Raw genomic sequence first — 24,060 nt, forward strand, 5'->3', positions numbered from 1 at the left:
TTCTATGGAAGCAGAACACCTTAAAATTGCAATGATTCAATCTAACTTGGTTTGGGAAAACCCAGAGCAAAATAGAATAAACTTTACCAAAAAGATTGAAAGTATTTCTGAAGAAGTTGATATTATTGTTTTACCCGAAATGTTCACATCTGGTTTTACCATGAACGCTTCAAAAGTTGCAGAAACTATGGAGGGTGAAACCATAACTTGGATGCAGCATTTATCTTCAAAAAAAAATGCGGCTATTGTAGGTAGCATTGTAATTAAGGATAATAATAATTTTTATAACCGATTACTTTTTATAACCCCAAAAGGCGATATAACTTTTTACGATAAGCGACACACCTTTACACTCGCAGGAGAAGATAAAGTGTACTCTGCAGGTACTAAAAAACGCATTATTGATTATAAAGGTTGGAAAATATGCCCGTTAATTTGTTATGATTTACGTTTTCCGGTTTGGGCAAGAAACACCGAAGATTATGATGTTTTAATGTATGTTGCCAATTGGCCAAAACCTAGAATTTCTGCTTGGGACACGTTGTTAAAAGCACGAGCTATTGAAAACATGTGCTACTGTGTTGGTGTTAATCGTGTTGGAGTAGATGGTGTAAATAGTGAATATTCGGGGCATTCAGCAGTGTATAATGTGTTAGGGAATGAAATCATTTGTTTTAAACCTAATAACGAAGACATTCAAATAGTGACTTTAGAAAAACGACATATTGAAGCTTATAGAAATAAGCTTAAATTTTTAAACGATAGAGATGCTTTTACAATTAATTAAATTGAAGTGTTTCACTAAGTCCCCAATCTGCTCTAATTTCAATTTCATCAAAATGGCTCACGCGTTCTGGTTGTATTTTTTTTAGATAGTTACCAGTATCAAAAATTGCATTACCATTGGTGTCGTGAATAACTCTTATAAAATAAACTCCAGGGTCTAAATTTAAAAAGTCCACAGGTGTATCAGAGGTTGCAATTTCTTCAAATTTTACCTCACCATTTTTATCAGTTAACTGAATTATAAGCGGATATTCTGCATTTACTAAAGTGAACCTAGCATATCCAAAATTAGAAGTTTTATTTGTTTTAACCGTATAGTTTAAGGTGTCATTTTTATCATCAAAAAAATCAATAAAAGCTTCAGGTAATATTTGCATTCTATAGCTGTTATCTTCTGATTTTTCAAAATTCAACGCATATGTATTTGTTATGGAATCAAATTTTGTAGTGAAATCTACGTTAACTGAATCCTTGTCCATTAAAGCAACTTTAGACTTGTCAAAACTAACAAAAGGTGTGCTTCCTGCAATTTTAAAATCTTCATCATAACCTATGTTGCCAGAAGGCGATTTACTCAATAAAAGAGTGTCTCTTGGTTGCTCGCTAATTCTTACCGTGAAATCCTTTTCAAAATTTGGGTGCGACACATTAAACATAAGCGAATCTACTTCCATTCTTGGTTTATACCAGTAATATAGTGTGTCTGCTTTTTCGTCTTTTGTAATGCGGTACTCAAAATCTTCTGGTGTTTCAGAAAGTATTTTAATTTTCATGTCTTTGTAATCACCTTCATATCCAAAAGCAATTTTTTCACCTGATACTAATCTCGGTCTGGTAGCTTTAAAATCTAATACTTCAGAAAATAATCGAAGTGTATAAAGCGAATCTGTTGGTACATTTATAAAGCTTTTATAAAATGCTACCTGATCTGTTTTTTGCTGAAATTTATTATCACCATTATTATCTTTTAAAGCCATAAGCATATATTTTCCGGCTTTAATATTTTCAATAGAAAATGTAGTAACACTATCTAAAGTATTGGTTATGTATTTAGGTACATCTTTATAAATAATAGAATCGGTAAAAGTAGAATCTACCTCATAAAGAGCCACATTAACAAAGGTTTCAGGTTGTTTTTTAAGTGCATCAACTATGTTTCCTTTAACGGAAAGGGAATCTATATAATCGCCTGTTGAAAATACATAACGATAATATGGATAAGGGTTGCCCTCGTTGTTATCGGTAATGCTATTCCCAAAGTTAAAAGCATAAGTAGTGTTGGGTTGTAGCGTATCAAAAATTTTAATAGTAATATATTTACTGGCACCTCCAAGTGGCGTAACATCTGGTTGAGTTTTCATTGGAGGAGAAATAATAAGTTGTTTTTGTAAGTCTTTAATTTTTATATACTCATCAAAATAAACACGTATTTCGTTGCCTTTAAAATTGGTAGAAAAATTTTCTGGTTCAGATTTAATAATGCTTGGTGGAGTTACATCTTTTGGACCTCCATCTGGAGTTCCACGGTTAGCACAATTAATAAAAATAAAGCCAATAACAAAGGCTAAAATAAAATTTGAAAGGGTTTTGTTCATCAACAATTTTAAATTTTTAACAAAAGTACATGAATTTTTTTGTTCTGAAATTCATAAAAAAAACAGAATAAAAAAATTTATGCGCTAGCGAAGCGGTTACTAAAGTGAAACTAAATTTTGTATTTTTTGAACAAAATTTGGTTTTACTGAAGAAACCTACATAATTTTAAAGATATAACGACTAATACCTTAAGCTATTGCCATGGTTGCAATGCTAATTTTTACATTCTTAGCTTGGTTTAAAACCGAGATACACGCTTCAAGTGTAGCACCTGTTGTAATAATATCATCAACTAGTAAAATATGTTTGTTGTCTATACTTTCTATGTTTTTAAGTGCGAATAATTCGTCAGTATTAGTCCAACGTGCAAATCTACCTTTGTTAGTTTGTGATTTCGTATTTGTAATTTTAACTAATACATCATCTTTATAACCTGTATTTAAAGCTTCGGCAATTTGTTGTCCAAACTTAGCGACTTGATTAAAACCTCTTTTTTTGAGTTTGTTTTTATGAAGCGGAACAGGAATAACGATATCTATACTTTGGTAAGCTTCTAAAGTTTTTAATTCGTTACCAAGCCAATTACCTAAAATAAAACCAATTTTTTCGTGGTTTTTGTATTTAAGATTGTGGATAAGTTGTTGTACAATGCCTTTTTTTTCAAACCTGAAAAGCGCTGTTCCGTTTTCAATTTTGGCACGACCGTAAAGTACTTTCTTAACAGCATCATTATTATCAAAATGAAAATTGGTAACTGGTAAATCATGCCTGCAATCTAAACAAATGGTGTCTTCATTATCGTTAAGTAAGTTATAGCAGGCATAACATACTTTAGGAAAAAACAGGTTGACTAAAGGTTTTATCATACTTTTCTTGGGCGTTTCCTTTCAGGTCGGGCTTTCTGTTGCAATCTTTTTTATTGTGGATTCCTGTTAAGACAGAAATTCACAATAAAAAGGATTTACACTCCAATCCCTAACGCTAAAACAGTCCTAAAGATAATTAAATCAAAAAAAACAAATCAGAGCATTTAATTTTTGCTCGAGAACGCATTTTGTTTCAGGCGGTTTTATATTTTTGCAGAATGGCAAATCAAGATGATCAATTTAAGAAGGTAATTTCACATGCAAAGGAATACGGTTATGTATTTCAAAGTAGTGAGATTTACGACGGTTTAAGCGCAGTATATGATTACGCTCAAAACGGTGCAGAGTTAAAAAAGAATATACGCGACTATTGGTGGAAAGCCATGGTGCAAATGAATGAAAATATTGTAGGTATTGACGCCGCCATATTTATGCACCCAACCACTTGGAAAGCCTCAGGGCACGTTGATGCCTTTAACGACCCTTTAATTGATAATAAAGATTCTAAAAAACGCTACAGAGCCGATGTTTTAATTGAAGATTATTGCGCTAAAATTGAAGCTAAAATAGATAAAGAAGTTGCCAAAGCTGAAAAACGTTTTGGTGAAGCTTTTAACAAAGAAGAATTTCTTTCTACAAACGGACGAGTTTTAGGTTATCAGGAAAAGATAAATACCACGCTTTCGCGAATGGCAAAATCTTTAGAAAATGAAGATTTAGCCGATGTAAAAGCGTTAATTGAAGAGTTAGAAATTGCAGACCCGTTAACAGGAAGTAAAAACTGGACAGATGTTAAGCAATTTAACTTAATGTTTGGAACTAAATTAGGAGCTTCTGCAGAAAGTGCAATGGATTTGTATTTACGTCCTGAAACTGCTCAAGGTATTTTTGTAAACTTTTTGAATGTACAGAAAACTAGCCGATTAAAAATTCCATTTGGTATTGCGCAAACAGGTAAAGCTTTTAGAAATGAGATTGTGGCAAGACAGTTTATTTTTAGAATGCGTGAGTTTGAACAAATGGAAATGCAGTTTTTTATTAAACCAGGAACTCAAAAAGAGTGGTTTGAACACTGGAAAGAAACTAGAATGAAATGGCATTTATCACTTGGTATGGGAGAAGATAATTACCGTTTTCATGACCATGAAAAATTAGCACATTACGCAGATGCTGCAACAGATATTGAGTTTAAATTTCCATTTGGGTTTAAAGAATTAGAAGGTATTCATTCGCGAACAGATTTCGATTTAAAACAGCACGAAGAGTTTTCAGGTAAGAAATTACAATATTTCGACCATGAAGATAACGCCAGTTATACACCTTATGTGTTAGAAACATCTATTGGTTTAGATAGAATGTTCTTAGCAGTATTTTCAAACTCATTACAGGAAGAAGAGCTTGAAAATGGAACTACAAGAACCGTTTTAAAATTACCAAGTGTTTTAGCACCTGTAAAAGCAGCTGTTTTACCTTTGGTTAAAAAAGATGGATTGCCAGAAATAGCAAGACAAATTATAGAGGACTTGAAATGGGATTTCAATGTGATTTATGATGAAAAAGATGCTGTTGGACGTCGTTATAGAAGACAAGACGCTAACGGAACTCCATTTTGTATTACGGTAGATCATGATACTCTAGAGGATAATACAGTTACTATACGTCATAGAGATTCTATGGAGCAACAGCGTGTTAAAATAGAAGATTTACGTAACATTATTAAACAAGAAGTTGATGTGCGTAACTGGTTAATGAAAATGAAGTAACACATTCCTGCGAAAGTAGGAACCTTATTATAAAACAAAAGCCCAAGCAATGCTTGGGCTTTTGTTTTATAATACTTTTAGGATTAAAATCTATATCCTATGGTTATTCCAAGTTTTCCAACAAAGTCATTGTCATACTCTTCTTTTGTGTTAAAAAGATTTCTTCCAACACCTAAATTAATTTCACCTGTTAAACCACGTGCGGTAACCCATTTACCACCCAAGCCTATACCTAGTGCAAAATCGGTTATGTTTTCTTCTACAAATGTTGGGTCAGTACCATTGTTAAAATAGTAAGTGTCATTTTTTATAGAGTTTAACATTCCAAAGCCTTCTAAGAAAAATCCAGCAGCATATTTGTTACCAAAATAAAATCTATAATAAGGAGAAACGTAATAGTTTATAGCATCTACAGCATCATCATCAATAGGTAAAAATAAAGAAACTCCAACTCCAGATTCTTCATTTAATAAATATTCATAGGAACCTTCAAAAGCACCTAAAACCAAATACAAGGCGTTTAATTTAACTTCATTAAAGCTTTGATTTTCGCTGTTTTGTTCATTTTCTTGTGAGAAAGTAGATGTAGATAAAAATAGACCTGCTAGTAATACTAATAATGTTTTTTTCATGAAAAGTTAGTTTTAAAATTTTGGTTTTTACATGCACAACAATCGTTCCAATACTAGATGCGAACTTTTTTAAATAGTTGCGTAAGAGAATGATTTATCTTTTAAATATGAATTTGTCTCTCGAAAGGTTGATCTAAAGAAATAAGTGATTCGGTTCTTAAAACCCCAGTAATAGTTTGAATATCTTTGGTAATTAATTGCATTAAATGAGCATTATTTAAACAAAGTAATTTTACAAATATATTGTAGTTGCCAGTAGTATAATGGCACTCAATAACCTCTGGTATTCTTTTTAATGCTCTTACAACATCATCAGTAAGGGCTACTTTGTCTAGATATATGCCTACAAAAGCTAATGTAGAATATCCTAAAACTTTAGGGTTAATAATAAATTTTGAGCCAGAGATAAGTTTAGATTTTTCAAGTTTGCGTAACCTTTGGTGTATTGCTGCTCCAGATATACCAACATTTCTTGCAATTTCTAAAATAGGTGTTCTGGCATCTTGCATTAAAGCACGTAAAATTTTTTTATCAATACCATCAATAGTTATAGTCTTATTTTTTTTCTTCATTCTTATTTTAATCTAGAAGTTAAAAATAGCTATTTACTTTTAAATTGAAACTATATAGTGCGTTAGCGATTGAAATGAAAATCCTTTTACTGTTTTAGTAAAAGATTGCAATGTAAAGCGCGACCCAATGGGGAACGCCCAAACACTAATTGTTTAAAGGGTTGTAACCTAAATAAGGGACTTCTTTTTCATTAAACGTGATGCCGAAAGTTTTTAGCTCCTGTAAAATGGGTTGATAAATTTCTTTGGTAATAGGAATTTGAACCCCTGGAGTTTTTATTTTTCCGTTTAAAATGGCAAGTGTTGCCATAGCAACAGGCAAACCAACGGTTTTTGCCATAGCAGTGTAAGTTTGGTCTTCGCCAAGAACCACCATATTTGCATCTATTTGATACTTTTTACCAGCTTTCTCATAACCAAATTTATGATACATTACAATCATATCTTTATCGTCTTTGGCAAGAGTCCAGCTATCCATTAATATTTTTTGAAGAATTTGAGCTGGTGTAGCTTTTTTAAGTTCTACGCGTTTATTAGGATTGAAAATATCTAGTTCTTCAAGTTTATCCCAAACGATATCGTCTTGATCTATTTTAAGTTGATGTCTTAGTTTAAGTTCTACAGAATCTGAGTGACTATATGGTAAAAAGGCATTTACAAAATCGCGATAGCTCATATTCTCACTATCGTCTATGGTATAGCTATCATCGGTCATTCCTAAGGTTACAAAAATATTCCAAGCTCTACTAAAACCTACGCGTCGCATAGTACCACGGTATAATGTTTTAACTTTATCTAAACCATAAACGCTTTGGTATTTTAGAGAATCTCTATTGGCATAAACTTCAAAGCGTCCAAAACCATCAATATTTAAAAACTCGGTTCGTCTAAATAAACGGTGATAAGGAATATATTTATAAGTGCCTTCCTGTAAAAATTTTGCAGCACCACCTTGGCCAGCAATAACAACATTTCTGGGATTCCAGGTGAATTTGTAATTCCAAAGGTTGTTATCACTTTCTGGAGCTACTAATCCGCCAGTAAACGATTCGAATAGAATAATGTTGCCGCCATTATCGCGAATATTATCTAAGACTTGCATGGCGCTCATATGATCTATACCAGGGTCTACCCCAATTTCATTCATGAGAATAAGGTTGTTGGCTTTAGCATCTTCATCTAAAGCTTGCATTTCTTTACTAACATAAGATGCAGTTACCATATGTTTTTTATATGAAATACAATCTTTAGCAACCTCAATATGAAAACGAGCAGGTAGCATAGACACTACAATATCTGCATTTTTAATAGCGAGAGTTCTAGAAGTTTCATCAAAAACATCTAAAGCTATGGCTTCGGCATTTTTATGATTACCAATTAATTTTCTAGCATTTTCAATATTTAGATCACCAACAGTGATGAATAGATTCTCTGAAACTGATTTGTCTAGTAAGTATTTTAAGAGGTAAGATGCAGATTTTCCAGAACCAATTATTAAAATTTTTCGCATATTGGGTTTTGTTGAGTAATTTTGTTTTTTTCTAACTAAGAGCTTATATAGCTTTTTGTTTTACGAAATTAATGAATATAAAGCGTATTTGTTGCGAATAATTTATAAAAATGAATAAAAAAATTTTAGTTTTGGCATCTGTTTTAGGTGTATTAAGTATTGTTTTGGGGGCTTTTGGAGCGCATGGTTTAAAACAGTTAATTACGAGCGAAGCCATAGCTACTTTTGAGGTAGGTGTTCGCTATCAAATGTATCATGCTATTTTATTACTTTTTGTTGGAAGTACAGTTTTGATAAAACCAAAAACTAAAAAAATAATATTTTATTTGGTTGTAATAGGCATATTATTTTTTTCTGGATCTATATATGCTCTTGCAACTAATGGATTAACAAATTTCGATTTTAAAACCATCGGATTTATTACACCTATAGGTGGATTGCTTTTAATTTTAGCTTGGGTTTTTATGTTAGTCGATTTTATTAAAATGAAAAAATACAATTGAAATATTTTACCAATAAAGGGTTATAATAAGTGGTATTAATAATATAGAATAATTGGTATTATTTAATTTTAGCGGATCATTTTACTTTTACTTAAATTAAAACTTAATTTTGAACAATAATTAAATTTATATAAAACTATGGAGAATTACGACCAATCTACGAAAACGATTTCGTTAGAGAATTATGGAATTAAAAATGCCAAAGTTAATTATCAATTGTCGCCAGAAGAATTACACAAAATCACAATAGAAAAAGGTTTGGGTGTTGAGGCGTCTTCGGGTGCCTTAGCAGTTAATACAGGCGAGTTTACAGGTCGTTCGCCAAAAGATAGATTTATAGTTAAAGACGATATTACCAAAGATAAAATTTGGTGGGGAGATATAAATATTCCTTTTGAAACCGATAAGTTTGACAAATTATATAATAAAGTCGTTAATTACTTATCTAACAAAGAAGTTTTTGTACGTGATTGTTATGCTTGTGCAGATGAAAATTATAAGTTAAACATTCGTGTTATTAATGAATATCCTTGGAGCAACCAGTTTGCTTATAATATGTTTTTGCGACCAACAAAGAAAGAATTAGAAAATTTTTCTCCAGATTGGACAGTAGTAAATGCGCCAGGTTTTATGGCAAAATCTGAGGTAGATGGAACACGTCAACATAATTTTGCTATTTTAAATTTTACAAAAAAAATAGCATTAGTTGGTGGTACAGGTTATACAGGTGAAATTAAAAAAGGCATTTTTTCAGCTTTAAATTTTATTCTTCCAGTGTTTAAAAACACTTTACCAATGCATTGTAGTGCTAATGTTGGAAAAGATGGAGATACAGCCATATTTTTTGGATTATCAGGTACGGGAAAAACAACATTATCAACAGATCCAAACAGAAGTTTAATTGGTGATGATGAACATGGTTGGACTAATGAAAACACAGTATTTAATTTTGAAGGCGGTTGTTATGCTAAAGTGATTAATCTTTCAAGAGATAATGAGCCAGAAATATTTGATGCTATTAAAAAAGGTGCCATTCTTGAAAATGTTATTTTAGATAAGGATGGTCATGTAGATTTTGAAGATACTTCAATTACACAAAACACGAGAGTAAGTTATCCAATTCATCATATTGAAAATATTCAAGTTCCATCTATTGGTAAAAACCCTAAAAACATATTCTTTTTAACGGCTGACGCTTTTGGTGTACTGCCTCCAATTTCTAAGTTAACACCTAGTCAGGCTGCTTATCACTTTATTTCTGGTTATACAGCAAAAGTTGCTGGGACAGAAGCAGGAGTAGTAGAGCCTGTACCATCATTTTCGGCATGTTTTGGAGCGCCTTTTATGCCTTTGCATCCATCAAAATATGCTGAAAAGTTAAGTAAAAAAATGATTGAGGCTGGAGTTAATGTTTGGTTAGTTAATACAGGATGGACTGGAGGACCTTATGGTGTTGGTACAAGAATGAAGTTAAAATATACTCGTGCTATGATTAATGCAGTTTTAAACGGCGATTTAGGGTTGTATAATTATGATGATTACCATATTCATTCTGTTTTTGGAGTTGCGCAACCAAGAACTTGTCCTAGAGTGCCAACAAGTGTTTTAAGTCCAAGAGCGACTTGGAACAATGATGAAGCATATTATAAAACAGCCTTTAAATTAACTAACGCGTTTAGAGAAAACTTTAAGAAGTTTGAAGAACATTGTAGTGAAGAAATTAGACGTGGCGGACCACAACGATATGCGTTTTAAAAACAAAAAAGGGATGATTTTAAAATCATCCCTTTTTAATTCAATTTAAAATTGTAATTATTTTCCTTTATTCACTTTTTCAATATATTTTTCTAAAGCCATAGTCATTGATGGTGTTTCAGGTGTTGGTGCAGCAATATCTACACGTAATCCTTTTTCTTCAACAGCTTTAACAGTTGTATTTCCAAAAACAGCTATACGCGTTTCATTTTGTTTAAAATCTGGAAAATTTTGAAATAAAGATTCTATTCCAGAAGGACTAAAAAACACTAAAACATCGTAGTATACGTTAGCTAAATCAGATAAATCGCTAACTACAGTTTTGTAAAATGTAGCTTGTTTCCAGTTTACACCTAAAGCATCTAAAGTTTCCGGAACTTCAGGTTTTACTTTATCTGTATTTGGTAATAAGAATTTTTCGTCTTTATATTTTTTTATTAATGGAGAAAGTTCAGAAAAAGTACGTTTACCAACATAAATTTTACGCTTTCTATACACCACATATTTTTGAAGGTAATATGCAACAGCCTCAGACTGACAAAAATATTTCATAGAGTCTGGAACTTTAAATCGCATTTCTTCGGCTACTCTAAAAAAGTGGTCTACAGCATTTCTACTAGTTAATATAATAGCAGTGTAATTATTTAAATCAACTTTTTGCTGTCTTATATCTTTAGCTGATACGCCTTCAACATGTATAAAAGGTCTAAAGTCTATTTTTACACGTTGCTTCTCTTGTAAATCAAAGTAAGGAGAATTCTCTATTTTAGGTTCTGGTTGAGATACTAAAATGGTTTTTACTTTCATAAGCGCAATTGTTCGTTTCACAGGGTTAAAAACACCTTATATAAAATAACATAGGGTGCAATTTCAAGAGCGCAAAGATACAAAATAAAATAGAATAAGTTATTTTTTATTAGACTTTGATGTGTTTTAAATGAACTAATTAAGCCAATTATATTTACAATTAATAATAATGTAATTATTACATAAAATAATGTTAAAGTTGGCGTAAAAGTAAATAGTAGCAATGCATTTATGGGTAACAACAGAATACCTAAATAATTTTTATAACTTATTTTTTGAAAAAGGTATTCATCAATCAACTTATCAATCTCAAATAAACTAGCTATTAAACGTTCAACGAGCACTTTTATTAAAATAATAATACCAATTCCAAACGCCACCTGAAGCATACTATTTATAGGTATTTGTTTAGTTTCAGTAAAATATTGATAGATAATAAAACAAAAAACAGAAAGAGATAGAATTAAGTTAACAAATAATAAACCATCAAATTTGTCTAAGAATTTTTGGTCTCTAGCATAAATTTTCAGGTATTTATTATTGCCTAAAACAAGAATAAAATCTTCAAAACGTTTAGGTGAAGTTAGTTTTGCAATAGCTACAATAACTAAACCCAAAACAGTTAAAACAGTAAATAATTCGTTTGAAACTATATTACGAAGCATGGCATAAAATTATTATAAATTTTAATACTTAGGTGTATTATTAAGGAATATTTAAAAAAAATAAACGCTTAATAATGTACATTTGCTAAAAAATAAAAGGTTTCAATTAAGAAGGAAGAATGAAGGATACTGTTGTAATTATCCCAACATATAATGAAATAGAAAATATAGAAGCTATTATAAAAGCAGTCTTTTCTCAATCAGGCGATATTCATATTCTTATTGTTGATGATAATTCTCCAGATTTAACAGCATTAAAAGTTAAAGAACTTCAAAAAGAATTTCCAGAAAGATTGTTTTTAGAAGTACGTAAAGAAAAGTCTGGTTTAGGTACTGCTTATATTCATGGGTTTAAGTGGAGTTTAGAAAGAAAATATAACTACATATTTGAAATGGATGCCGATTTTTCACACGATCCAAAAGATATTATAAAACTGTATAATACATGTCACGTTGAAGGTGCAGATATGGCAATTGGCTCCAGATATGTAAAAGGAGTAAATGTTGTTAATTGGCCAATGGGTAGAGTGCTTTTGTCTTATTTAGCATCTAAATACGTACGCTTAATTACAGGCATGAAAATTGATGATACAACAGCAGGTTATGTATGTTATAAACGAAAGGTGTTAGAGTCAATAGATTTAAATGCAATTAAGTTTATAGGATATGCGTTTCAAATTGAAATGAAATTCAAAACCTATTTGAAGAAATTTAAAATAGTTGAAGTTCCTGTAATTTTTACGGATAGAACATTAGGAGAATCTAAATTAAGCTCTGGAATAATATCTGAAGCTATTTTTGGTGTGATCTCTATGAAACTTAAAAGTCTATTTAAAAAATAATAGTTAAAAATGAATAAGAAGACACTTATAAAAAATGCCAAAATAGTTAATGAAGGCACTGTTTTTAGTGGAGATATATTAATTGAAGGAGAATATATAAAAGAAATAAGTGAGTCTATAAGTGCAAAATCTCCAGATGTGCATGTTTTTGATGCCGAAGGAAAATATATTCTGCCAGGAGCAATTGATGATCAAGTGCATTTTAGAGAGCCCGGGCTAACTCATAAAGCTAATATAGAAACAGAAAGTAAAGCGGCCATTGCTGGAGGCATTACCTCGTTTATAGAAATGCCTAATACTAAACCGCAAACCACAACTATTGAAAAACTTGAAGAAAAGTTCGAGATAGCTTCTAAAACTTCGTATGCCAATTATTCTTTTATGTTTGGCGGAACTAATGATAATTTAGATGAAATTTTAAAATTAGATGTTAATCAGGTTGCTGGTTTAAAACTGTTTTTAGGGTCTTCTACAGGCAATATGTTAGTTGATGACCCAGAAGTTTTAGAAAATATCTTTAAAAGCACCAATATGCTTATTTCGGTGCATTGTGAAGATGAACACACAATAAAAAAGAATTTTAACGAGTATTTTGAAAAATATGGTGATGATATTCCAATTAAATATCACCCCATTATAAGAAGTGAAGAAGCTTGTTATTTGTCGTCTTCAAAAGCTATAGAATTAGCAAAAAAAACTGGGGCAAGATTACATGTTTTTCATCTTTCAACAGGAAAAGAAACCAATTTGTTTACAAATAAAATTCCGTTAAAAGATAAAAAAATTACAGCAGAGGTTTGTATACATCATTTATGGTTTTCTGATGAAGATTACGATAAAAAAGGCACATTAATAAAATGGAATCCAGCTGTAAAAACTAAAGCAGATAGAGACCAATTGTGGCAAGCGTTACTTGATGATAGAATAGATGTAATTGCTACAGATCATGCCCCACATACTATCGAGGAAAAGAAAAATGTTTATACTAGCGCACCTTCTGGTGGTCCGTTAGTGCAACATGCTTTACCTGCCATGTTAGAAATGTATCATAGAGATAAAATTTCTTTAGAAAAAATAGTAGAGAAAATGTGTCATAATCCAGCTATTCTATTTCAGGTAGAAAGACGAGGTTATATAAAAGAAGGCTATTTTGCAGATTTGGTTGTGGTAGATTTAAATAACCCTTGGACAGTTACAAAAGATAATATTTTATATAAATGTAAATGGTCGCCTTTTGAAGGTACTACTTTTAAATCTAGAATTACACATACATTTTTAAACGGCGATTTGGTGTATCAAAACTCTAAGTTTAACAATATAAAATCTGCTAAACGATTAACTTTTAATAGATGATTTTAAAAAAAATAATAGTAAGCTTATGTGTTATTGTATTGTTTTCTGCTTGCAATAGGGTAAAAGGGCCAAAAAAACCTGATAATTTAATTTCTAAGGATAAAATGGTTGAGGTTTTAATAGATGCTAAACTTATTGGTTCTGCGGGTTCTGTAAACAAAATGATAATGAAAAACAAAGGTATAGATGTAAATACCTATGTTTTTGCTAAACATAATATAGACAGCTTACAATTTGCTTTAAGTAATGATTATTATGCGTTTCATTTAGAAGATTACGAAGAGATTTATAATAGAGTAGAAGATAGTTTAAATGCTCTCAAAACTAAATTCAAGGATTTAGAAGCTAAAGAGTGGAAGGAAAAAACAAAAAGAGAAGAAGATTCAATTAAAACGCTTTCAAAAGAGAAAGATACTATTGGTCTCTCGAAAGTAAAAGACTCTTTAAAAATATTGTCTAAAAAAGATTCTTTAACACTTTTAAAAAGAAATATTCATAAAAAAGAAGGTTTAATAGAGCCTATTTCAGATATTGATTTCCAATAGCAAGAATGGTTTCTTTAATAGGCTTAAAGTTATAATTTAGAGTTTCTTTAACTTTATTACTGTTATAACTTGTTTCGGTGGATAATGATTGCACTAAATGCTTGGTTAATTGTCTTCTTTTACCAGTCAATTTATGTTTTAACCAATCTAATCTCCAAGCTATTTTTAAGAGGAACATACTGGCTAATTTTTTAGGAGGTTTAGCGTTTACAGATTTTGCCAAAGTTTGTAAAAAATCTTTTGAAGTCCAGTTTTCTGCAACCAAAACAAAACGTTCGTTAATAATGGAGCTGTTCATGAGTTTAATCATAATTTCAACAACATCTTCAACAGCAATTAAGGCAATACTACCAGAAGTATAATATTTTAAACCTTTATGAGCTTTTTTAAATAAACTTCCTGTACCGTAACGCCAAATTCCAGCACCTAAAATTACACCAGGATTAACAATTACAGCATCGAGTCCTTCTTGTGTACCACGCCAAACTTCCATTTCGGCACCATATTTTGTTATGGCATATACATTATTATCTGCTTCAGGATTCCAATTTGTATTTTCAGTTATAGATTTGTTGTTCATTGTTTTTCCTAATGTTGCAACAGAACTTACATAACAAAGTTTTTTAACTGCATTAGAAATACTAAGGTTCACAATATTAGCTGTTCCTTCTATATTGGTTTGTCGTAAAAGTTGATATTTGTCGGGTTCAAATGATACAAAAGCAGCACAATGGTAAACATGAGTAACATTTTTAAAAGCTTCAGACAAATTAGGAATGTCTAAAATATCAGCTTCTATCCATTCAATAGAATTATAAAGAGATTCATAATCTTTAGTGTAATAAGTAAACACACTTTTCACATTATTTAATTTACGCTCGTTTCTATAAATAGCTTTTACTTTTTTATTGCTACTAACAAGCTTATAAAGTAAATGTGCTCCAACTAAACCCGTGCCTCCTGTTACTAAAATCATGCAACTAATGTAAAGAATTATTCATAATACATAAGTAATTATACTCGTATTTTTATATTTGCATAGTTTTGTAAAATAGATAAATAATGATAAAGAATTTTGTTGAAGAATTAACTTGGAGAGGCATGATACATACCGTAATGCCTGGGGCTGAAGAACATTTAATGGAAAGCATGCGAAGTGCTTATGTGGGTTTTGATCCTACAGCAGATTCTTTACACATTGGAAATTTGGTGCCTATTATGTTGTTGGCACATTACCAACGCTGTGGACATAGACCTGTAGCTTTAGTAGGAGGTGCCACTGGTATGATTGGTGATCCTTCGGGGAAATCGAATGAGCGTAATTTGCTAGACGAAAACACATTACGTCATAACCAAGAGGCGATAAAAAATCAGTTAGCTCACTTTTTAGATTTTGAAGGTGATGCTCAAAATTCTGCAATTTTAGTGAATAATTATGATTGGATGAAAGACATTTCATTTTTAGAATTTATTCGTGATGTTGGTAAGCATATTACCGTAAATTATATGATGGCTAAAGACTCTGTTAAGAATAGAATTTCATCTGATTCTACAGAAGGTATGAGCTTCACAGAATTTACCTATCAATTAGTACAGGGTTACGATTTTCTTCATTTATATAAAGAAAAAGATTGCACCATTCAAATGGGTGGAAGCGACCAATGGGGAAATATTACAACAGGAACCGAACTAATAAGACGTATTGATAGCGGAAAAGGATATGCGATAACTTGTCCGTTAATTACAAAATCTGATGGCTCTAAGTTTGGAAAATCTGAAGGAGGAAATATCTGGTTAGATGCCAATAGAACATCACCATATAAATTCTATCAATACTGGTTAAATAGTAGTGACGAAGATGCTGAAAAGTATATTAAAATTTTCACTTTTTTAAATGAAGATGATATTAATACTCTAATTAAAGAGCATAATGAAGCTCCGCATTTACGTATTTTACAAAAGCGTTTAGCTGAAGAGATTACGGTTTTAGTACATTCTTATGAAGATGTAAATAATGCTATTAAGGCAAGTAATATATTATTTGGTAAATCTACCAGTGATGATTTAAAGCAATTAAATGAACAAACGTTTTTAGATGTGTTTGATGGTGTGCCGCAAACTCAAATAGAGCAGTCTGATATTGAAAATGGATTAGATATTATTGCAGCTTTGGCCGAAAAAGGAGGGTTTTTAAAATCTAATGGAGAAGCTAGACGTGCATTAAAAGAGAATTCTATTTCTGTAAATAAAGAAAAAGTTAAAGAAGGTTATAATATAACCTCAAATGACTTGATTAACAATAAGTTTGTATTGTTACAACGCGGTAAGAAGAACTACTTTGTTCTACAAATTGTATAAAATAATAAAGCCTGATTTTAAAATCAGGCTTTATAAATAACTAACTAACCAACTAAAAATTAATTTTTCTTTTTCTTAGCTGTTACTTTAGTCGTAAGTATTTCAACAACCTTACAAAAAAATATTTTTTTATTGAAATGAATTAAAGCACCATAAGGTTGCACCCGCGAATATCAGAATTATCAAAACGCCCAATAATTTCAAAGGAATTATCGTTGTAAACTCTACCTAAATCTTGTGTTGCTATAAAAGCACATGAATTTATATTTGCTAGATCAATAATGTTTATTCCTCCAGCCTTTCCATGTTTTTGAATAGTAAGTGCATCTTCAGTATCACGAGTTAAGATTTTCATCCAAGGCGGACAATTAAAAGCTCCATTTCCTTTAGAATAAGCTTGACTTAAAAGCTCTGTCATACCATATTCACTGTGTATTTTGTCAACTCCAAAACCTGCTTTTAATTTTTGATGAAGTTCTGCTCTAATCAATTCTTTTCTTCTACCTTTCATACCGCCAGTTTCCATAACGATAGTGTTTTTTAAATTGAATTTGTATGTTTCAACCAAATCTAATAAAGCAAAAGAAACACCAATTAAGAGTATTTTTTTTCCTTCAGAATCTAACTTAATTAAAGTCTCACTTAATTCTGAAATGTTATTCAAATAAAACCCACTTTCTATATGTTTAGATGTTTTAATCATGGAATCTACCATGTAAATTAGCGAAGATCCTTCACGCTCTAGATATGATGGTAATAAACCTAAAATTACATAATCTTCAATCTTTCCATAAAACTGTTCAAAACCTTTGGTAAAACTTTTATTATAGATATTTAAATCAGTTACAAAATGTTTACTTGTTAAGCTTCCTGTAGTACCTGAACTTGTAAATGTAGTTTTTATAGATTCTTTTGAGCTTAGAATTTCGTGCGATTTGAAAAATTGAATGGGTAAAAAAGGAATTTCCTTTATTGTTTTAACATCACTTGGATGTTTATATAATAAATCACAAAAAGATCGATATACATTATTATTTTCAAACTGAAATTTAAAAACTTGTAACGCTAAGTTCTCAAATTCTGCTTCAGTTTTGATGTTAAAAATTGTATTGTAATTAATCATATTGTAATGTGAGTTCGATTGTCTCGATTTTACATTGGGATGTATCAAGAACAAAAGTAGATAAAATAAAAAGCGTTACTAAATAGTAACGCTTTAAAATTTATATATAAGATTAAATTATTTAATCACTAATTTTTTTGTTTCTACAGCTTCATCTTGAATTACTTTCATGATGTAAATGCCTGTTTTTAAATTTGAAAGATCTACTCTTTTATCAATTACTGTTTTGTTTAGCACTTGTTTTCCTAAAACATCAAAAACAAATACATTCATTTTAGCATTACTTTTACTAGATATGTTTATGTAACCTAGTGATGTTGGGTTAGGATTCATGTTGAAATCTTCGATTTGCTTGCCTTTGGTTGATAAAACAGTAGGATCGGTAACTCTTATGTTGTCTATAGATAAATCTTCATCACCAGAGTTTAAATTATATTCTATAAAAAATTGAATATTATTATTACCAGAAAGCGAAATATTTCTAGTATATTCAGTAAAAACTGAAGTTATTTCATCACCATCACCCGTCCCATTAAAATTTGTATCTATTCTTGGGGTACTGTTTGAAGCTGTTCCAGAAGTTTCATCTCCTTCAACCCAAATTAAATTTTGTGAAGCACCACCATCAATTGAATATGTTATATGAACGTAATCAGCATTATCCCAATCTTGATTAGTTACATCATCATCTTCTGCTAATAAAATACTAAAATCAATATTAGTAAGGCCTGTAACATCAATTACTATTGTTGATAGAGTTAATGGTAAAGTTGCCCCTTCACCATCAAGATCCATAGCCCCAAAATAATAAGAGCCTTCTTGACCAGTAATATTATAGTAAGAAGCAATATTTGTTTCATCTGTTCTTATAAAAAAATCACCCCCAGCTGTAGAAGGAGGAACAAAATCAGTAAATTCTGCAACAGAAGTGTTATAGTTACTTCCATTTGTGTTAGATTCGAAGTTTTCTTGATACAAAATTGTTTGCCCAAAAGAATAAGCAGATATTAAAGTAATAAAAAAATAAAGTGTAAAGTTTTTCATAATAAAAGAGATTAATTAACCCTTAAATTTAATAATAATTAGAAATTAAAACTAAAAAAAACAGCTAATTAGCTGTTTTTTAAATATATGATAATATTAACTTTACTTTATTACTAACTTTCTAGTTTCACTAGTGCCCCCTTCTGTAATTTTTAAAATATAAACACCTTTACTTAAGTTTGAGATGTTTAATTCTTTTCCAGTTAAATTGGTAGCAAAAATTTGTTTTCCCAAAACATTATAGAACTCAATCCTTTTATTCAAATTATATTTTGAAGTGATGTAAATATAAGTTCTACCACTACTAACAGGGTTAGGATATATAGATAAGCCTTCTATGTTTTGCTGAATAGGAGTATTAATAGCATTATTTTGAGCAACACCAATTTGTGTTGAGAAAAATGCTAGGAGTAATAATAAAATGAAAAAGTAATTTTTTTTCATACGTTCTATTCAGTTTAGTAAAAGTAATAAATTACAACAAAAGTGGTGCCAAAAAACTGTTAAAAAAATCGGTTATTGGTCGAAAGTTTAAATTCTTGTAAGTTGTTTGTTACGTTAATGTTATTAATTTTATATTTTTAATAAAATTATGTTATTAGTTTTATCTTTAACCTCAAGTAAATAGCTAATCAAAACAATGAAAAAAAAAGATATTAAGATTTTATTAGTTGATGATGAGCCAGATATTCTGGAAATAGTTGGATATAATCTATCTAATGAGGGTTATCAGGTAATTACTGCAGAAAATGGTCAAGAAGGTGTTAAGAAGGCGAAAAAAGAAATACCTCATTTAATTATTTTAGATGTAATGATGCCAGAAATGGATGGTATCGAAGCTTGTGAAATAATTAGAAAAAACCCAGATTTAAAAAATACTATAGTTACTTTCTTAACTGCCAGAGGAGAAGATTACTCTCAAGTAGCAGGTTTTGATGCAGGAGCAGACGATTACATTACAAAACCTATAAAACCAAAGGTTTTAGTGAGTAAAGTAAAAGCACTTTTAAGACGTTTTAAGGAAGAGGATGTTGCAGATACGGTAAAAGTAGGAAGTCTAGTTATTAACCGAGATGAGTACAAGATTATATCTAAAGGAAAAGAAATAATTTTACCCAGAAAAGAATTTGAATTATTATCTTTACTAGCATCTAAACCTGGAAAAGTTTTTAAAAGAGACGAAATTCTTGATACGGTTTGGGGAAATGAAGTAGTTGTTGGAGGTAGAACTATTGATGTTCATATTCGTAAACTACGAGAAAAATTAGGTGATAAAAGCTTTAAAACTGTAAAAGGAGTAGGCTACAAGTTTGTAGATTAATGCAAGCAAAATTTAAGAAATCATATCGATTTGCGATAAAAACATCGCTATATATAACGCTATATACAACGCTCTTAATGAGTGTTTTTTTATACTATTTATACGAATTTAATTGGTACTATATTATTGTTTTAGCAGCTTGTGTTTATGTTTTTTCTTTTCTTATAATTCAATTTAGCGTTGAGAAATTTATTTACAAACGTGTTAAAAAGATTTACGACGATTTAACACTTTTAGAATCTGCAAACTTAACAAAAGGGCCAATTACTACAGACATGCGAACTCTTACTCAAGAGATAGATAAATTCGCAAGAGATAAGAAAATAGAAATAGAAACGCTTAAAGTTAGAGAAGAGTACCGGAAAGAGTTTTTAGGCAACGTTTCACACGAATTAAAAACACCATTATTTACCGTTCAGGGTTATATTTTAACACTGCTGGATGGTGCTATGAACGATAAAAGCTTACGCAAGAAATACTTAGAGCGCGCTAGTAAGGGTATTGAGCGTTTGGGCTATATTGTTAAAGACTTAGACATGATAACCAAACTAGAAGTAGGTGATTTAAGTCTTAAAATGGAAGAATTCAATATTGTTGAATTAATTGAAAATGTTTTTGATATGTTGGAAATGAAAGCTTCCAAAAAAAACATCACACTAACTTTTGATACAGATTATAGAGTTCCTATTATGGTTAGGGCAGATAAGGAGCGCATACAACAAGTTTTAGCTAACTTAATAGTAAACTCTATTAAATACGGAAGAGAAAAAGGAACTACCGAGATTAGTATAGAAAACCTTATAAAAAATAAAGTTATTATTCGAGTAACTGATAATGGAGAAGGTATTGAAAAACAACACTTACCTAGGTTGTTTGAACGTTTTTATCGTGTAGATAAAAGCGGTTCCAGAAAAGAAGGAGGCTCAGGTTTAGGTTTGTCTATCGTAAAACATATTATTGAAGCTCACAACGAAAAAATATATGTAGAAAGCGAATATGGTGTTGGTAGTGAGTTTTCATTCACATTAGAAAAGGCTAAATAATTCTTTAAAGTCTACCTCAAAATCAAATGCTTTTAAACCTTTATAAGTATTAACTTTATCAAGTTTTGCTAGAGTAAACGCATCTTGATTACAGCTAGGTACCAAAAGCAACTCAGTAAGTCGTTTAGCCAAATATTCTTGTTCAAATTGTCCGGGAGTTGGTATAAAAAACGCCTTTTTATTAAGTTTAGCTAAATCCATTACCGTGGTGTATCCAGATCTTGAAATTACAACAGCACTTTCATTTAACGACTTTTCTAACAAAGTAGATGTCATATAATTATAAATGGTTATGTTTCCAATAACCTGAATGGTTTGTTCATTTTCCATCAATCCTTTAACAAATAGCACCTTGCCAGAGAAGTTTTTCAATTCCAAAAAAAGCTTTTTTTCAAGTAAAGTACGTTGAGGTTCTGGTCCAGATAATAAAACCATTAAATCGTTTTTAATAACAGTATTAGTCTTAGTAAATCTACTTAAGGGTCCAATGTATTTTGTAGATATTTCAAAATGTGTAGAATGCCCTAATTTTCCACTTAAATTAATATCCCCTTCAGTATCAGGAACCCAACATTCATTAAATTTTTTAATGATTTTTTGATGCACTTTTGTGCTCAACCAAGTGGTATTACCGCTTAGAACATTTAATTGATGTGTTATAAAAACCGATACTACTTTTTTACTTCTAACACCCAATCTGTTATCAGATATAATACCTGCAATATTATTATTGTCTAAAATATAATCAATTGCTTTTTTTTCGGCTTTAATAGCTTTTAAAAGCTTTGGTGAATCTTTTAGTAATTTTAATTTAAAGTGTTTTCCCTTTTTAGCATATGTTACATTGTAGGATGGTAATTCAATTGATGAAAGACTCGGAAATTCTTTTCTAAGTAACTTTAAAGCAACTCCGTCACTCGCAATAACAGGCTCAAAATTATTAGCGATTAAAGCATTAATTATAGGAATACACCTAGTAGCATGACCCAAGCCCCAATTTAAAGGAGCAACTAAAATTCGTTTTTTCATTATAATAGTTATGGCGTGTCTTTCGTTACCTCAAGTCGGGCTTTATTCATTAATTCTATTTTTAAATAAATGTATTCATGAATGTGAACATTTCGCAAGTCGCTTCCCGATTAAAAAATCGGGAGAACTCCAACAATTACTCTATCCCTCACACAATTTCATGTAAATTCAAAGGTAAGCATATCTATGCTCTCGTATATTTCCTTAATTTTACCAAATAATTAAAAATAAGCAATAATCTGTGGGTAGTAAAAATAAACTAAGAAGGTTTAAAGAGAATGAAACTTTTATAAATGTATTCCAACCATCAAGAGATGAGTTAGTTAACTTAAATTTTAGTTTAAAAGGACATTGGAGAACACAAGTTTTTAAAAATGAAAATCCGTTAGTATTAGAGTTGGGTTGTGGTAAGGGAGAATACTCAGTAGCATTAGCAAAAAAATACCCAAACAAAAATTTTATAGGTATAGATATAAAAGGTGCGCGTTTTTGGCGAGGAGCAAAAACAGCTATTGAAGAACATATTTCTAATGTAGCCTTTTTACGCACACAAATAGAATTGATAGATTATGCCTTTGCTGAAAACGAAGTAGATGAAATCTGGATTACTTTTCCAGACCCGCAAATAAAATATAAGCGTACTAAACACCGAATGACGAATGCAGAGTTTTTAAAACGTTACAAGCAAATTTTAAAGCCAGAAGGTGTTGTAAACCTAAAAACCGATAGCGAATTTATGCATGGTTATACCCTTGGTTTATTGCATGGCGCAGGACACGAAGTACTTTACGCAAACCATAACGTTTACAAGCAAGAAGGTAGTCCAGAAGATGTAACAAGCATTCAAACCTTTTATGAATCTCAGTATTTAGAACAAAACAAACCAATTACGTATATTAGGTTTAAAATAAACTAATAAGTGAATATAACTTTTATCTTTTTTATAGGCTTAGTTGTAGCATTAATTGGGGTTATTCCTCCTGGGTTGTTAAATATGACAGCCGCTAAAATTAGCTTAAAAGAAGGGCATGTAAGAGGTATAATGTTTTCTGTGGGTGTTTGTGTGGTTGTACTAATTCAAACCTATGTCGCGTCAGTTTTTGCACGCTATTTAAGTATGCATCCAGAGGTTATAGATATACTTCAGCGTATGGCTTTTGTTATTTTTATTTTAATTACAATATACTTTTTGTTTATAGCAAAATCTAAACAAAAACAACAAGTTACACCAAAAACAAAGAGTAAACATAGTCGGTTTTTTCAAGGAATGCTATTGTCTTCAATTAATGTGTTTCCTATACCTTATCAAGCATACATGACAATTACTTTAGCATCGTTTGGATGGTTAGATTTTAGTCAAATAAGTATCATTTCATACGTTTCTGGTGCTGCCATGGGGACTTTTGTAATGTTGTATGTATATATTTTCTTTTTTGATAAAATTAAGGGGAAATCATTCACTTCTCAAAAAAGCATGAACTATATTATTGGCGCTATTACTGGAATTATAGCTATCGTAACTTTAATTAATATTATTAAAGAGCTTTAGAATGAAACCAGAAACACTTAATTTTTTTGATAAAGTTTACGAGGTGGCAAAACGTATACCTTATGGAAAAGTGACAAGTTATGGTGCTATTGCAAACTATCTAGGAGCTGCTAGAAGTGCACGTATGGTTGGGTATGCTATGAATGGTTCGGTTGCTAAAGATGTACCAGCACATCGTGTTGTAAATAGAAAAGGGTTATTAACGGGTAAACATCATTTTGATGGTACAAATTTAATGCAGCAATTATTAGAAAGTGAAGGAGTAAAAGTTGTTGATAATCAGGTTCAAAACTTAGAAAGTGTGTTCTGGGACCCTTCAAAGGAATTGTAGTTATTATTATAAACAAAACACATCAAAAAATAAATAAAACTTCTAACTCCAGTTTTCCTTCTTCAAG

25 protein-coding genes are annotated in these 24,060 nt (G+C 30.7%); 13 read left to right on the plus strand and 12 right to left on the minus strand.

Annotation, left to right across the window (positions count from 1 at the left end):
• The first annotated feature begins 4 nt into the window (after positions 1–4).
• The gene (locus MBM09_RS03395) at positions 5–787 is read left to right on the plus strand and encodes an amidohydrolase (RefSeq protein ID WP_238675450.1); all 783 of its coding nucleotides are present in this window, start codon (positions 5–7) and stop codon (positions 785–787) included.
• Here the strand turns inward: MBM09_RS03395 and MBM09_RS03400 are convergent.
• Complete coding sequence (locus MBM09_RS03400) at positions 780–2,381, minus strand: Ig-like domain-containing protein (protein ID WP_238675451.1); 1,602 nt, start codon at positions 2,379–2,381, stop codon at positions 780–782. The genes MBM09_RS03395 and MBM09_RS03400 overlap by 8 nt on opposite strands.
• Positions 2,382–2,570: 189 nt before the next feature.
• Complete coding sequence (locus MBM09_RS03405; protein WP_238675452.1) at positions 2,571–3,248, minus strand: ComF family protein; 678 nt, start codon at positions 3,246–3,248, stop codon at positions 2,571–2,573.
• 218 nt (positions 3,249–3,466) lie between these two features.
• Between MBM09_RS03405 and MBM09_RS03410 the strand changes: the two genes are divergently transcribed.
• On the plus strand, positions 3,467–5,011 hold the full coding sequence (locus tag MBM09_RS03410; protein WP_238675453.1) for a glycine--tRNA ligase: 1,545 nt from the start codon (positions 3,467–3,469) through the stop codon (positions 5,009–5,011).
• An 83-nt stretch (positions 5,012–5,094) separates the two neighbouring features.
• Here MBM09_RS03410 and MBM09_RS03415 read toward each other — a convergent pair whose 3' ends face one another.
• The 3 genes from MBM09_RS03415 to MBM09_RS03425 form a co-directional block, all read right to left on the minus strand.
• A complete protein-coding gene (locus MBM09_RS03415) occupies positions 5,095–5,643 on the minus strand; it encodes a DUF3575 domain-containing protein (RefSeq protein WP_238675454.1) in 549 nt (182 codons plus the stop codon).
• A 101-nt stretch (positions 5,644–5,744) separates the two neighbouring features.
• A complete protein-coding gene (locus MBM09_RS03420) occupies positions 5,745–6,215 on the minus strand; it encodes an Lrp/AsnC family transcriptional regulator (RefSeq protein ID WP_238675455.1) in 471 nt (156 codons plus the stop codon).
• A 145-nt stretch (positions 6,216–6,360) separates the two neighbouring features.
• Positions 6,361–7,725: a saccharopine dehydrogenase family protein gene (locus MBM09_RS03425; RefSeq protein ID WP_238675456.1), complete on the minus strand. Its 1,365-nt coding sequence runs from the start codon at positions 7,723–7,725 to the stop codon at positions 6,361–6,363.
• A gap of 110 nt (positions 7,726–7,835) precedes the next feature.
• Between MBM09_RS03425 and MBM09_RS03430 the strand changes: the two genes are divergently transcribed.
• Entirely contained in the window at positions 7,836–8,228 is a 393-nt protein-coding gene (locus MBM09_RS03430) for a DUF423 domain-containing protein (RefSeq protein ID WP_238675457.1), read from the plus strand.
• Positions 8,229–8,366: 138 nt separating this feature from the next.
• A complete protein-coding gene (gene pckA / locus MBM09_RS03435) occupies positions 8,367–9,983 on the plus strand; it encodes a phosphoenolpyruvate carboxykinase (ATP) (RefSeq protein ID WP_238675458.1) in 1,617 nt (538 codons plus the stop codon).
• A 57-nt stretch (positions 9,984–10,040) separates the two neighbouring features.
• On the opposite strand, the gene MBM09_RS03440 is transcribed toward pckA, so the two are convergent.
• Complete coding sequence (locus tag MBM09_RS03440; protein WP_238676310.1) at positions 10,041–10,790, minus strand: uroporphyrinogen-III synthase; 750 nt, start codon at positions 10,788–10,790, stop codon at positions 10,041–10,043.
• A 17-nt stretch (positions 10,791–10,807) separates the two neighbouring features.
• Positions 10,808–11,455, minus strand: a complete 648-nt coding sequence (locus MBM09_RS03445; protein ID WP_238675459.1) for a DUF4271 domain-containing protein — start codon at positions 11,453–11,455, stop codon at positions 10,808–10,810.
• 119 nt (positions 11,456–11,574) lie between these two features.
• Between MBM09_RS03445 and MBM09_RS03450 the strand changes: the two genes are divergently transcribed.
• From MBM09_RS03450 to MBM09_RS03460, 3 genes are read left to right on the plus strand one after another with little or no spacing between them, the layout of a single operon-like run.
• Positions 11,575–12,297, plus strand: a complete 723-nt coding sequence (locus tag MBM09_RS03450; protein ID WP_238675460.1) for a polyprenol monophosphomannose synthase — start codon at positions 11,575–11,577, stop codon at positions 12,295–12,297.
• Positions 12,298–12,306: 9 nt separating this feature from the next.
• On the plus strand, positions 12,307–13,650 hold the full coding sequence (locus MBM09_RS03455) for a dihydroorotase (protein WP_238675461.1): 1,344 nt from the start codon (positions 12,307–12,309) through the stop codon (positions 13,648–13,650).
• On the plus strand, positions 13,647–14,195 hold the full coding sequence (locus MBM09_RS03460) for a DUF4296 domain-containing protein (RefSeq protein WP_238675462.1): 549 nt from the start codon (positions 13,647–13,649) through the stop codon (positions 14,193–14,195). The genes MBM09_RS03455 and MBM09_RS03460 overlap by 4 nt, the downstream gene beginning before the upstream one ends.
• Here the strand turns inward: MBM09_RS03460 and MBM09_RS03465 are convergent.
• Positions 14,170–15,171, minus strand: coding sequence for an NAD-dependent epimerase/dehydratase family protein (locus MBM09_RS03465; RefSeq protein ID WP_238675463.1), 1,002 nt, complete (start codon positions 15,169–15,171; stop codon positions 14,170–14,172). The genes MBM09_RS03460 and MBM09_RS03465 overlap by 26 nt on opposite strands.
• Positions 15,172–15,257: 86 nt before the next feature.
• Here MBM09_RS03465 and tyrS point away from each other — a divergent pair, with 86 nt between their 5' ends.
• On the plus strand, positions 15,258–16,553 hold the full coding sequence (gene tyrS, locus MBM09_RS03470; protein WP_238675464.1) for a tyrosine--tRNA ligase: 1,296 nt from the start codon (positions 15,258–15,260) through the stop codon (positions 16,551–16,553).
• 142 nt (positions 16,554–16,695) lie between these two features.
• Here the strand turns inward: tyrS and MBM09_RS03475 are convergent, their stop codons facing one another.
• The 3 genes from MBM09_RS03475 to MBM09_RS03485 all read right to left on the minus strand — a co-directional run bounded on the left by MBM09_RS03475 (position 16,696) and on the right by MBM09_RS03485 (position 19,164).
• The gene (locus MBM09_RS03475) at positions 16,696–17,676 is read right to left on the minus strand and encodes an acyl transferase (protein ID WP_238675465.1); all 981 of its coding nucleotides are present in this window, start codon (positions 17,674–17,676) and stop codon (positions 16,696–16,698) included.
• A gap of 117 nt (positions 17,677–17,793) precedes the next feature.
• Complete coding sequence (locus tag MBM09_RS03480; RefSeq protein WP_238675466.1) at positions 17,794–18,720, minus strand: T9SS type A sorting domain-containing protein; 927 nt, start codon at positions 18,718–18,720, stop codon at positions 17,794–17,796.
• A 102-nt stretch (positions 18,721–18,822) separates the two neighbouring features.
• On the minus strand, positions 18,823–19,164 hold the full coding sequence (locus MBM09_RS03485; protein WP_238675467.1) for a T9SS type A sorting domain-containing protein: 342 nt from the start codon (positions 19,162–19,164) through the stop codon (positions 18,823–18,825).
• 196 nt (positions 19,165–19,360) lie between these two features.
• Here MBM09_RS03485 and MBM09_RS03490 point away from each other — a divergent pair, with 196 nt between their 5' ends.
• Positions 19,361–20,041: a response regulator transcription factor gene (locus tag MBM09_RS03490; protein WP_238675468.1), complete on the plus strand. Its 681-nt coding sequence runs from the start codon at positions 19,361–19,363 to the stop codon at positions 20,039–20,041.
• Entirely contained in the window at positions 20,041–21,084 is a 1,044-nt protein-coding gene (locus tag MBM09_RS03495; RefSeq protein ID WP_238675469.1) for a cell wall metabolism sensor histidine kinase WalK, read from the plus strand. The genes MBM09_RS03490 and MBM09_RS03495 overlap by 1 nt, the downstream gene beginning before the upstream one ends.
• Here the strand turns inward: MBM09_RS03495 and MBM09_RS03500 are convergent.
• Positions 21,067–22,113, minus strand: a complete 1,047-nt coding sequence (locus tag MBM09_RS03500; protein WP_238675470.1) for a glycosyltransferase — start codon at positions 22,111–22,113, stop codon at positions 21,067–21,069. The genes MBM09_RS03495 and MBM09_RS03500 overlap by 18 nt on opposite strands.
• Before the next feature lie 241 nt (positions 22,114–22,354).
• Here MBM09_RS03500 and trmB point away from each other — a divergent pair, with 241 nt between their 5' ends.
• Genes trmB through MBM09_RS03515 form a run of 3 tightly spaced genes read left to right on the plus strand, consistent with a single transcriptional unit; the run spans position 22,355 to position 23,993 of the window.
• Positions 22,355–23,029, plus strand: a complete 675-nt coding sequence (trmB, locus tag MBM09_RS03505; RefSeq protein ID WP_238675471.1) for a tRNA (guanosine(46)-N7)-methyltransferase TrmB — start codon at positions 22,355–22,357, stop codon at positions 23,027–23,029.
• A gap of 3 nt (positions 23,030–23,032) precedes the next feature.
• Positions 23,033–23,662, plus strand: a complete 630-nt coding sequence (locus MBM09_RS03510; RefSeq protein WP_238675472.1) for a LysE family transporter — start codon at positions 23,033–23,035, stop codon at positions 23,660–23,662.
• Position 23,663: 1 nt separating this feature from the next.
• A complete protein-coding gene (locus MBM09_RS03515) occupies positions 23,664–23,993 on the plus strand; it encodes an MGMT family protein (protein ID WP_238675473.1) in 330 nt (109 codons plus the stop codon).
• The last annotated feature ends 67 nt before the right edge of the window (positions 23,994–24,060 follow it).

The organism is Flaviramulus sp. BrNp1-15, assembly GCF_022259695.1.
Taxonomy (GTDB): Bacteria; Bacteroidota; Bacteroidia; order Flavobacteriales; family Flavobacteriaceae; genus BrNp1-15.

Coding starts and splice junctions, on each gene's coding strand:
- MBM09_RS03395 (WP_238675450.1), top strand. CDS start 5: ATGGAAGCAGAACACCTTAAAATTGCAATGATTCAATCTAACTTGGTT.
- MBM09_RS03400 (WP_238675451.1), bottom strand. CDS start 2,381: ATGAACAAAACCCTTTCAAATTTTATTTTAGCCTTTGTTATTGGCTTT.
- MBM09_RS03405 (WP_238675452.1), bottom strand. CDS start 3,248: ATGATAAAACCTTTAGTCAACCTGTTTTTTCCTAAAGTATGTTATGCC.
- MBM09_RS03410 (WP_238675453.1), top strand. CDS start 3,467: ATGGCAAATCAAGATGATCAATTTAAGAAGGTAATTTCACATGCAAAG.
- MBM09_RS03415 (WP_238675454.1), bottom strand. CDS start 5,643: ATGAAAAAAACATTATTAGTATTACTAGCAGGTCTATTTTTATCTACA.
- MBM09_RS03420 (WP_238675455.1), bottom strand. CDS start 6,215: ATGAAGAAAAAAAATAAGACTATAACTATTGATGGTATTGATAAAAAA.
- MBM09_RS03425 (WP_238675456.1), bottom strand. CDS start 7,725: ATGCGAAAAATTTTAATAATTGGTTCTGGAAAATCTGCATCTTACCTC.
- MBM09_RS03430 (WP_238675457.1), top strand. CDS start 7,836: ATGAATAAAAAAATTTTAGTTTTGGCATCTGTTTTAGGTGTATTAAGT.
- pckA (WP_238675458.1), top strand. CDS start 8,367: ATGGAGAATTACGACCAATCTACGAAAACGATTTCGTTAGAGAATTAT.
- MBM09_RS03440 (WP_238676310.1), bottom strand. CDS start 10,790: ATGAAAGTAAAAACCATTTTAGTATCTCAACCAGAACCTAAAATAGAG.
- MBM09_RS03445 (WP_238675459.1), bottom strand. CDS start 11,455: ATGCTTCGTAATATAGTTTCAAACGAATTATTTACTGTTTTAACTGTT.
- MBM09_RS03450 (WP_238675460.1), top strand. CDS start 11,575: ATGAAGGATACTGTTGTAATTATCCCAACATATAATGAAATAGAAAAT.
- MBM09_RS03455 (WP_238675461.1), top strand. CDS start 12,307: ATGAATAAGAAGACACTTATAAAAAATGCCAAAATAGTTAATGAAGGC.
- MBM09_RS03460 (WP_238675462.1), top strand. CDS start 13,647: ATGATTTTAAAAAAAATAATAGTAAGCTTATGTGTTATTGTATTGTTT.
- MBM09_RS03465 (WP_238675463.1), bottom strand. CDS start 15,171: ATGATTTTAGTAACAGGAGGCACGGGTTTAGTTGGAGCACATTTACTT.
- tyrS (WP_238675464.1), top strand. CDS start 15,258: ATGATAAAGAATTTTGTTGAAGAATTAACTTGGAGAGGCATGATACAT.
- MBM09_RS03475 (WP_238675465.1), bottom strand. CDS start 17,676: ATGATTAATTACAATACAATTTTTAACATCAAAACTGAAGCAGAATTT.
- MBM09_RS03480 (WP_238675466.1), bottom strand. CDS start 18,720: ATGAAAAACTTTACACTTTATTTTTTTATTACTTTAATATCTGCTTAT.
- MBM09_RS03485 (WP_238675467.1), bottom strand. CDS start 19,164: ATGAAAAAAAATTACTTTTTCATTTTATTATTACTCCTAGCATTTTTC.
- MBM09_RS03490 (WP_238675468.1), top strand. CDS start 19,361: ATGAAAAAAAAAGATATTAAGATTTTATTAGTTGATGATGAGCCAGAT.
- MBM09_RS03495 (WP_238675469.1), top strand. CDS start 20,041: ATGCAAGCAAAATTTAAGAAATCATATCGATTTGCGATAAAAACATCG.
- MBM09_RS03500 (WP_238675470.1), bottom strand. CDS start 22,113: ATGAAAAAACGAATTTTAGTTGCTCCTTTAAATTGGGGCTTGGGTCAT.
- MBM09_RS03515 (WP_238675473.1), top strand. CDS start 23,664: ATGAAACCAGAAACACTTAATTTTTTTGATAAAGTTTACGAGGTGGCA.